Raw genomic sequence first — 9,149 nt, 5'->3', positions numbered from 1 at the left:
CGGCGCCCGGCGCCACGTACGAGATCGACCGGATGACGCCGGACGACCCGAGCGGCGCCGGCCGCACCCTCGACGCACCCGGCGTACGCATCGACGGGCGCGTGGTGTCCGCGGACGGCAGCTGGCCCGGATTCCAGCCGACCGTGGGCACCGCCGAGGCGGGGCACTTCCAGGTCACGCTCGGCGCCGGCGAGGCGGTTGTCGTCACGCTGCACGGCCACGACGGCTGACCGGCCGCCCGACGTGACCTCGCCGCCCGCCGGCCCGTTGCACCTGCCGGGAGGCGTCCTGCCGCCGCGGCGGACCCGCCAGGGTCGCTCGTTGCGGGGACATCTGGCCCCCGGTGGGTTTGTTCCGTCGGGTTCGGGGGACCTGCTGCGCACGCCCCGGCTCCGGCCCGCGCCGGACGGTGGGCGGCGGGACCGGCGCTCCGGGCAGGATTGGCGGGCCGCGACTCCGGGCATACAGCGCGGTGATGATGAAAGGAGGACAGCATGGCTGACGTCGCGAGTCGCAGCACGTCCCGGACCGGGAGCGAGCCGTCCACCGCGGAACTTGTGCAGCGGGCCACCGAGCAGGTCTCCCGGCTGGTGCGGGACGAGCTGGCGCTGGCCCGAGCGGAGCTGACCCAGAAGGGAAAGCACGCCGGGATCGGGATCGGCCTCTTCGGCGGCGGCGGGGTGATGGCCCTCTACGGCACGGGCGCCCTGGTCGCCGCGGCGATCCTGCTGCTGGCGCTGGTGATGCCCGGGTGGCTCGCCGCCCTGATCGTGGGGGTGGCGCTCTTCCTGCTCGCCGGGGCGCTCGCCCTGGTCGGCAAGAAGCAGGTCAGCCGTGCCGTCCCGCCGGTGCCGCAGGCGACGGTTCGCAGCGTCCGGGCGGACGTGGACACCGTCACCGCCGCGGTGAAGGACGGGAGGCGGGCATGACGGGCAACGGGACCGGCGACACCGAGGCGCTCCGCGAGGAGATCCGGCGCACCCGGGTGGAGCTGGGTGAGACGGTGGAGCTGTTGGCCGCCAAGGCCGACGTCAAGGCCCGGCTGAAGGACTCCGCCGAGCAGGCGAAGGCGCGGATGCGCGAGCAGGCCGCGTCGACCCTGGCCCGGGTGCGCGGGCAGGCGGCGCAGAAGGCCGGCGTGGTGCGCGGGCAGGCCGCGGAGAAGGCCGGCGTGGTGCGCGGGCAGGCCGCGGAGAAGGCCCGGGTCGCCCGGGTGCAGGCGTCCGAGAAGGGTGGGACGGTCCGGCGCAATCCCGTCCCGTGGGCGACCATCGCGGCCGGCGCGGTGGCGAGCGTGGTGGTGCTGCTGATCGTCCGGGGGAGGCGCAGGTGAGCGGAAAGATCGGCAAGGCCGCGTACAAGCCCGTCGGGGTGCTGCTCGGGCTGGCCGCCGGCACGGTCGCCGGGGTGATCTTCCGGCAGGTCTGGAAGGTGACCGCGGGCGACGGCGAGGCGCCCAGCGCCACCGACGAGGACCGCGGCTGGGGCGAGATCCTGGCCGCCGCGGCGTTGCAAGGAGCGATCTTTGCGGCGGTCCGGGCCGCGGTGGACCGGGGCGGCGCAGTCGGGGTACGCCGGCTGACCGGCAGCTGGCCCGACTGATCAGCGCAGGTGTCGGCCCCTTCCCCAGCCATCGACGGGGAAGGGGCCTTTCGCACGGTCCCGCCGGCCCGCCCAGTTGATCTGACGCATCCGTCAGGTCACATGTCGGAGAATTTCGTCCGTTGGGCTGTGCAGAGTTTTTACGTACGTGGTTTGCTGTTCCCCGCTGTTGAGAGACGGCGTGGGTTGAGAGAAGTCTCCTTCACCGGGGGCCGCCTCAGGCGCCGCTGCTCGAAAACGGCCAATCGGCCGCACGGCGTGCTCGGCCGCCAGTTTTAGAAGGAGATACACATGGCGCAGGGAACCGTGAAGTGGTTCAACGCAGACAAGGGCTTCGGCTTCATCACCGTCGACGGCGGGGGTGCTGACGTGTTCGTCCACTTCTCGGCCATCCAGACCAGCGGCTACCGCACGCTGGAGGAGAACCAGCGGGTGGAGTTCGAGATCGCCCAGGGTCAGAAGGGTCCGCAGGCCGAGCAGGTCCGCCCCCTCTGAGCAGTGCCGGCCGGCAGCCGCCGGCCAGTGCGATCCGGCCCCCCGGATCGATGTGAAGCCCCGCAGCCCGCGCAGGGATGCGGGGCTTTCCGCGTTCCGGGGACGGTCCGGGTGGGACGCGCGGGTCAGGACCGGTGGCGGCGAGCCCGCACCCCGTACCAGAGTCCGGCCAGTCCGATGAGGACGAGCACCGGCCCGACCACCGCCCAGATTCGCTGGTCGGTCATCACGCTGCCGCCGATGTAGCCGAGGCCCTGCACGGTCCAGACCGCGCCGACGACCACCGCCAGCAGCCCGAGCGTGAGTGTCAGCCAGCCCCTCATCGAATCCCCTTCCGGCGTACGGCGCCGGTCCAAGCATGCCCGCCGGCGCCCCGGCACGTCGGCGCCGCGCCGGTCACCACCGGTCGTGCACCTGCGGCCGGATCAGCTCGTCGTACGTCTGCCGCACGGCGGCCCGCTCCGCGTCGGTCAGCGGCGGCAGGTCGGCCGCTGCGGCGTTGCGCCGGGCCTGGTCGGCGTCGCGGGCGCCGGGGATGACCACGGTGACGCCGGGCTGGTCGAGGATCCAGCGCAGCGCGAACTGGGCCATCGTCCGGTCCTCGCCGACCAGCGGCGCGAGCCGGCGCACGGCGGCCAGGCCGAGGTCGTAGTCCACCCCGGAGAAGGTCTCGCCGACGTCGAACGACTCGCCGTGCCGGTTGAAGGTGCGGTGGTCGTCGGCGGGGAAGGTGGTGTGCTCGTCGTACCGGCCGGAGAGCAGGCCGCTGGCCAGCGGCACCCGGGCGATGATGCCGACCCCGGCCGCCGCGGCGGTGGGCAGCACCCGCTCCAGGGGCTTGTGCCGGACCGCGTTGAGGATGATCTGCACACTGGCCACGCCGGGCCGGCCGATGGCGGCGAGCGCCTGGTCGCAGGTCTCCACGCTGACCCCGTACCCGGCGATCCGCTGCTCGGCGACCAGCGTGTCCAGGGCGTCGAAGACCCGGTCGTCGGCGAAGACCGCGGTGGGCGGGCAGTGCAGCTGGACCAGGTCCAGGGTGTCCACGCCGAGGTTGGCTCGGGACCGGTCGGTCCAGGCCCGGAAGTTGTCCAGGGTGTACGCCTGCGGCGTCTGCGCCACCCGGCGCCCCATCTTGGTGGCGACGGTCAGCCCGTGCCCGGGGCGCTCCCGCAGGAACCGGCCGATGAGCTGCTCGCTGCGCCCGTCGCCGTACACGTCGGCGGTGTCCAGGAACGTGACGCCGGCGTCCACGGCGGCGGCCAGGACGGCCATCGCCGCGTCCTCGCTGACCTGGCCCCAGTCGGCGCCGAGCTGCCAGGCGCCGAGTCCGACGATGCCGACCTGCCGGCCGAGCCGGTCGAAGCTGCGCTGTTCCATCCCGACGAGCCTAGTGATCCGCTTGCCCGGGCGCTCGACGGGCCGTATGGTTTTAACAAAACGTACGTACGGTTTGGAGGCTGTCATGTGGGATCCCACCACCTACCTGCGGTACGGCGACGAGCGGTCCCGGCCGTTCCACGACCTGGTGGCCCGGATCCCGGCGCCGCGGCCGCGGGCCGTCGTCGACCTCGGCTGCGGGCCCGGCACCCTCACCGCCAGCCTCGCCGAGCGCTGGCCCCGGAGCCGGATCGTCGGCCTGGACTCCTCCCCGGAGATGATCGACCGGGCCGCCACCCTGGACGTGCCGGTCAGCTTCGCCGTCGGCGACGTCCGCGACTGGCGCCCCGGGCCGGACGTGGACGTGGTGGTCTCCAACGCGGTCCTCCAGTGGGTGCCCGGCCACCGGGAACTGCTCGCCCGCTGGGCCCGCGAGCTGCCCGCCGGGGCCTGGCTGGCCACGCAGGTGCCGGGGAACTTCGACGCCCCGTCGCACCGGGCGCTGCGCGAGGTCGCCGGGCGGGACCGCTGGCGGGCCGAGCTGGCCCCGCTGCTGCGCGAGGCGCCGGTCGGCGACCCGGTGGACTACGCCGCCCTGCTGGTCGGCGCCGGCTGCGCGGTGGACGCCTGGGAGACTACCTACGTGCACCTGCTCCCGGCCGCCGCCGACGCGGACCACCCGGTGCTGACCTGGATGGAGGGGACGGCGCTGCGCCCGGTCCGGGCCGCGCTGGACGCCGCCGGCTGGGCCGACTTCCGGGCCGAGCTGGGGGTACGCCTCACCGCGGCGTACCCGGTGCGGCAGGGTCAGGTGTACTTCCCCTTCCGCCGGATCTTCGTGGTGGCCCGCACCGGCGCCCACGCAGAGGAGAACCAGTGACCGACCTGTCCACCTTCATCGCCGGACTGCCCAAGGTGGAGCTGCACGTGCACCACGTCGGCTCCGCCTCGCCCCGGATCGTCGCCGAGCTGGCCGCCCGGCACGAGGGGCGCACCCCCGTCCCGGCGGACCCGGACGCCCTCGCCGACTACTTCGCGTTCCGCGACTTCGCCCACTTCATCGAGGTCTACCTGAGCGTCGTCGACCTGATCCGCGACCCGGAGGACGTCTGGATCCTCACCCACGAGGTGGCCCGGGAGCTGGCCCGCCAGCAGGTCCGGTACGCCGAGCTGACCGTCACCCCGTACTCGCACGTGCACCGGGGCATCCCCGCCCCGGCGTTCTGCGAGGCCATCGAGGACGCCCGCAAGCGGGCCGAGGCCGACTTCGGCATCGCGCTGCGCTGGTGCTTCGACATCCCCGGCGAGGCCGGCCTGCCCGCCGCCGAGGAGACCCTGGGGATCGCCCTGGCGGAGCGGCCGGACGGGCTGATCAGCTTCGGCCTCGGCGGCCCGGAGATCGGGGTGCCCCGACCGCAGTTCAAGCCGTACTTCGACCAGGCCCGGGCGGCCGGCCTGCGCTCGGTGCCGCACGCCGGGGAGACCACCGGACCGGAGACGGTCTGGGACGCGCTGCGGGAGCTGGGCGCCGAGCGGATCGGCCACGGCATCTCCGCCGCCCTCGACCCGCAACTGCTCGCCCACCTGGCCGAGCGGCAGATCGCCCTGGAGGTGTGCCCCACCTCCAACGTGCGCACCCGAGCGGTGGCGACCATGGCGGAGCACCCGCTGCCGCAGCTCGTCGAGGCCGGGCTGCTGGTCACCGTCAACTCCGACGACCCGCCGATGTTCGGCACCACCCTCAACGACGAGTACGCGGTCGCCGCCCGGCTGCTGAACGCCGGTCCGGAGGGGCTGGCCGGCCTGGCCCGCGCCGCGGTGACCGCGTCGTTCATGGAGGCCGGCGAGCAGGCGCGAATCAGCGCCGAGATCGACGCCTACCTGGCGGCCGCGACCCGCTGAGCGGACGCGACGGCGCGGCCGGCGGGGAGACCCGCGTCGGCCGGCGCGCCCGGCGAGGACGACGTTGATCCCGACCAGCCCACCGAGCGCCGTGGTGATCACGACCTTGGCCAGCGGCGTGCCGAGCGGTGGCCGCCGCGCGCCGTACGCGAGCACCGGGTCCTGCCAGGCGGCGAGCGTGAGGGCGACGCCCACCCCGATCACGGCGGCCCAGCGGAGCAGGCGGCTGACGGTCGGCGTCATCACGGTCACCTCACGCCCGGGGTGCGGCTCGACGGGGGAGTGGCGCGCGGCGGGAGCGAGGTGTGGGGGGACCGAACTCCCGCCGCGCGCACGGCTCCGGCCTGCCGGTGGTGTTACAGGGCGTTCCGGCCGACGGAACTGATGGGTTCGTCCCAGATCCTGTCAGTCCACCGTGGCCCCGACGCCGTCGTTAACCCGGATCTAAGGAAGACTTGCGCCGGCCCACAGCCGGCGGGGTCAGCGCGGCCGGGGCCAGCGCCGCCCGCCGGTCTTCTGCTCCCGCGCCTCCCGCGAGATCCGGCCGACCAGGCCGAACCGGTTGACCTGCCGGGGCGTCGCCTCCGGGTCGGCCAGCAGCATCACCACGCTGGCGCCGCCGAGCCGGGCCCGGTCGATGCTCACCGAGCCGTTGGCCTGCAACGCCACCCGCTTGGCGATGTCCAGCCCCAGCCCGGTCGAGCCCTGGTCGCTGGCGCCGCGGCGCAGCGCCCGGTCGGGGTCGGCGATGCCGGGGCCGGCGTCGTCGATCCGGATCGCCACGTACCCGTCCCGCCGGCTGACGGCCACCTCAAAGGCCGTGCCCTGCGGGGTGTAGCGGAAGACGTTGCCGATCACCGCGTCGAGCGCGGCGGCCAGCTCGGCCCGGGGCACCGGCGCGGGGATGCGCAGCTGCGCCCCGCTGACCCGGTGCGGCCGGTTCTGGTCCCCGGCGAGGGCCGCCCAGAAGACCATCCGGTCCCGGACCACCTCGCTGACGTCGCACATCGCCGGGCCGGTCTCCTGGGTGACCGCCTTGCGGGTGGTCTTGATCAGCTGGTCGACCTCGCCCTCCAGGGTGACGATGGCCTGGCGGATCCGCCGGATGCCCCGCCGCCGGTCCAGCTCCGCCTCGCTGAACGTGCCGATGCTGGTGTCGTCGGACTCCAGCGCCTCGGCGTCGAGGCGCAGCACGGTCAGCGGGGTGCGCAGCCGGTGGGAGAGGTCGGCGACGAGTTCCCGCTCGTCGGAGCGGAGCGCCACCAGCTGGTCGGCCATCCGGTTGAACGCGTGCCCGGCCTCGGCCAGCTCCCGCGGTCCGCTCGGTTCGACGCGTACGCCGAGGTCGCCGTCGCCGATCGCCAGGGCCGCCTTGACCAGCTCGCCGGTCGAGTCGACCGCGCGGGCGGCCACCCGGTCGACCACGATGACCGCGGCGCCCACCAGCGCGACGGCCACCGCGAGCAGCAGCAGCCAGCGGCCGCCGGAGCCCTCGTCGAGCACCCGGTCGGGGACGAAGACCTCCACCACGGCGACCTTGTCGCCGAGCACCACCGGGTCGAGCCGGAGCACCCCGCCGGGCACGTCGGTGACCAGCGAGCGGCGCTCCGCGCCGGCCCGGGCCAGCGCCGCCGCGTCGGCGCGGCCCGCGGACTCGTCGCCACCCAGTCCGTGGACGACCGGCCGGGTCGCCGGGTCGTCACCGCTGGCCGCCACGGCCCGCCCGACGACCGCCGGGTCGGTGCTGACGGCGAGGGCACCGGTGACCAGGGCGCTGCGCCGGGCGGCGTCCGCCAGCTTCTCCTCGCGCGCCTGGTCGCCGAGGCTGATCCCGAGCGGGAGGAGGAAGGCGAGCGCGACGAGGCTGCACATGCCGGCCGTGAGCCAGGCCAGCGACGACCTCAGTCCGGCGCCACCAGCCGGAAGCCGACCCCCCGCACGGTGCGCAGGTAGCGCGGCTTCGCCGCGGACTCGCCCATTTTGCGGCGCAGCCAGTACAGGTGAACGTCGATGGTCTGGTCCTCGCCGACCGATGGCTGCCGCCATACCTCCTCCAAGAGTTCCCGCCGGGACACTACCCGGCCGGGACGTGCGGCGAGATACGCCAGCAGGTCGAATTCCTTGCGGGTCAGCGCCAGCGGCTCCCCGTCGAGCAGGGCGCTGCGCTCGCCCACGTCCACCCGCAGGCCGCCGACCGTGTGCACGGCCGGCTGCACCGTGCGGCTGGCCCGGCCGGCCCGGCGCAGCACGGTGGTGATCCGGGCATCCAGGTGCGCGCCGGTGAACGGCTTGACCATGTAGTCGTCGGCCCCCGCCCGCAGCAGCCGGACCACCGACTGCTCGTCGTCGCGGGCGGTGGCGATGATGATCGGGACGTCGGTGATGCCGCGCAGCATCCGCAGCGCGTCGGAGCCGTCCAGATCGGGCAGGCCGAGGTCGAGCACGACCAGGTCGGGGGTCTCGGCGGCGACCCGGCGCAACGCGTCCAGGGCCGTACCGACGGCGTGCACGGCGTGCCCCCGGTCGGTGAGGGACCGCAGCATCGCGCCGCGTACGACGTGATCGTCTTCGACCAGGAGCACGGTGGCCACGTCAAGACGGTACTGGGCGTGGCAAGTTGATCGCGTTGCGGCACTGCTGGAAAGCGGGCAAGCTGGGACGACGATGACGTTCACCCTGTTTCCCGACGCCCGGCTGGCGCTCGCCCGGGACGCGCTCGCCGGCCTGTCGGTCGGCGACGCGCTCGGCGCGCAGTTCTTCGTCCCCGGCCGGCACCCCACGGACCTGGCCGCCGGACGGCTGCCGCCCCCACCGTGGCCGTGGACCGACGACACCGAGATGGCCTGCTCGGTGGTGGCCGCGCTGGCCGCCGGCGGACGGATCGACCGGGACCGGCTGGCGCTCGACTTCGCCGAGCGGTGCGAGCCCTACCGCGGCTACGGCCCGGGCGCCGTCACCATCCTCCGGCTGATCCGCACCGGCACGCCCTGGCCGGTGGCGGCCGCGTCCGCGTTCGACGGGCAGGGTTCCTGCGGCAACGGGGCAGCGATGCGGGTCGGCCCGCTCGGCGCCTGGCACGCCGACTCGACCCGTCGCGCCGCCGACCAGGCCCGTGCCTCCGCGGAGGTCACCCACGCCCATCCCGAGGGAATCGCCGGGGCGGTCGCGGTGGCCGTCGCCGCCTCGCTCGCCGCCCGGGCCCGCCTCGACGGCGACCGGCCCGAGCCGACCCGGTTGCTGGCCGCGGTCGGCGCCGCGCTCGACGGCGACCGGCCGAGCCGACCCGGTTGCTGGCCGCGGTCGGCGCCGCGCTCGACCCGGCGGCGAGGTGCACGCGCGGGTACGCCGGGCGGCCGGCCTGCTGGGTCGCCCCGCCGGCGAGCCGCCGACGTGCTCGGCAACGGCTCCCGGGTGACCGCCCAGGACACCGTCCCGTTCACCCTCTGGGTCGCTGCCACCCACCTCGACGACTACCCGACGGCGATCCGGGTCTGCGTCGAGGCCGGCGGGGACGTGGACACCACCTCGCGATCGTCGGCGCGGTGGTCGCCGCGCACACCGGCGTCGGCACCCCCGGCGGCGTGCCGGACGGCTGGCTGGCCGCCCGCGAGCCACTGCCCGACTGGCTCCCCGCCCACGCCTGAACCCCTTCAGGAGGCCGGGCCGGGACGCGCGGGTGGTGCGGGCTGGGCGGGCAGCGTCAGCGCGCCGCGCCGCCGGCGGCTGAGCAGCCAGCCGAGTGCCGCGCCGCCGCCCAGCCCCACCAGCAT

At 75.0% G+C, this 9,149-nt stretch carries 11 protein-coding genes and 1 pseudogene; 8 read left to right on the top strand and 4 right to left on the bottom strand.

Annotation, left to right across the window (positions count from 1 at the left end):
• The 5 genes from JNW87_RS29660 to JNW87_RS29640 all read left to right on the top strand — a co-directional run.
• A partial coding sequence (locus tag JNW87_RS29660; protein WP_238454794.1) for a hypothetical protein occupies window positions 1-230 on the top strand: 230 nt, incomplete at its 5' end.
• 264 nt (window positions 231-494) lie between these two features.
• Complete coding sequence (locus JNW87_RS29655) at window positions 495-929, top strand: phage holin family protein (protein WP_109800083.1); 435 nt, start codon at window positions 495-497, stop codon at window positions 927-929.
• Window positions 926-1,333 carry a DUF3618 domain-containing protein gene (locus JNW87_RS29650; RefSeq protein WP_238454793.1) on the top strand — a complete coding sequence of 136 codons (408 nt, stop codon included), beginning with the start codon at window positions 926-928 and terminating at the stop codon, window positions 1,331-1,333. Before JNW87_RS29655 ends, JNW87_RS29650 begins: the two co-directional genes overlap by 4 nt.
• Complete coding sequence (locus JNW87_RS29645) at window positions 1,330-1,602, top strand: DUF4235 domain-containing protein (RefSeq protein WP_109800081.1); 273 nt, start codon at window positions 1,330-1,332, stop codon at window positions 1,600-1,602. Before JNW87_RS29650 ends, JNW87_RS29645 begins: the two co-directional genes overlap by 4 nt.
• A 291-nt stretch (window positions 1,603-1,893) precedes the next feature.
• A complete protein-coding gene (locus JNW87_RS29640) occupies window positions 1,894-2,097 on the top strand; it encodes a cold-shock protein (RefSeq protein ID WP_011905669.1) in 204 nt (67 codons plus the stop codon).
• Between the two features lie 125 nt (window positions 2,098-2,222).
• On the opposite strand, the gene JNW87_RS29635 is transcribed toward JNW87_RS29640, so the two are convergent.
• Together JNW87_RS29635 and JNW87_RS29630 are read right to left on the bottom strand one after the other, a co-directional pair.
• Entirely contained in the window at window positions 2,223-2,420 is a 198-nt protein-coding gene (locus JNW87_RS29635; RefSeq protein ID WP_109800080.1) for a hypothetical protein, read from the bottom strand.
• 73 nt (window positions 2,421-2,493) lie between these two features.
• On the bottom strand, window positions 2,494-3,477 hold the full coding sequence (locus tag JNW87_RS29630; protein ID WP_109800079.1) for an aldo/keto reductase: 984 nt from the start codon (window positions 3,475-3,477) through the stop codon (window positions 2,494-2,496).
• A gap of 85 nt (window positions 3,478-3,562) precedes the next feature.
• On the opposite strand from JNW87_RS29630, the gene JNW87_RS29625 reads away from it, so the two are divergent.
• Together JNW87_RS29625 and JNW87_RS29620 are read left to right on the top strand one after the other, a co-directional pair.
• On the top strand, window positions 3,563-4,357 hold the full coding sequence (locus JNW87_RS29625) for a trans-aconitate 2-methyltransferase (protein WP_109800078.1): 795 nt from the start codon (window positions 3,563-3,565) through the stop codon (window positions 4,355-4,357).
• Complete coding sequence (locus JNW87_RS29620) at window positions 4,354-5,379, top strand: adenosine deaminase (protein ID WP_109800077.1); 1,026 nt, start codon at window positions 4,354-4,356, stop codon at window positions 5,377-5,379. The genes JNW87_RS29625 and JNW87_RS29620 overlap by 4 nt, the downstream gene beginning before the upstream one ends.
• A gap of 480 nt (window positions 5,380-5,859) precedes the next feature.
• Here JNW87_RS29620 and JNW87_RS29615 read toward each other — a convergent pair whose 3' ends face one another.
• Together JNW87_RS29615 and JNW87_RS29610 are read right to left on the bottom strand one after the other, a co-directional pair.
• Complete coding sequence (locus tag JNW87_RS29615; RefSeq protein WP_109800075.1) at window positions 5,860-7,251, bottom strand: HAMP domain-containing sensor histidine kinase; 1,392 nt, start codon at window positions 7,249-7,251, stop codon at window positions 5,860-5,862.
• Between the two features lie 29 nt (window positions 7,252-7,280).
• Entirely contained in the window at window positions 7,281-7,970 is a 690-nt protein-coding gene (locus JNW87_RS29610; protein WP_109800074.1) for a response regulator transcription factor, read from the bottom strand.
• A 73-nt stretch (window positions 7,971-8,043) separates the two neighbouring features.
• Between JNW87_RS29610 and JNW87_RS29605 the strand changes: the two are divergent.
• Window positions 8,044-9,023: pseudogene (locus JNW87_RS29605) on the top strand (ADP-ribosylglycohydrolase family protein).
• Window positions 9,024-9,149: the final 126 nt, after the last annotated feature.

Source organism: Micromonospora sp. ATA51 (genome assembly GCF_016802855.1).
GTDB classification, from domain to species: Bacteria; Actinomycetota; Actinomycetes; order Mycobacteriales; family Micromonosporaceae; genus Micromonospora; species Micromonospora sicca.
Note: the sequence above shows the minus strand (reverse complement) of the source record. Positions and strands in the feature narration are given on the sequence as shown.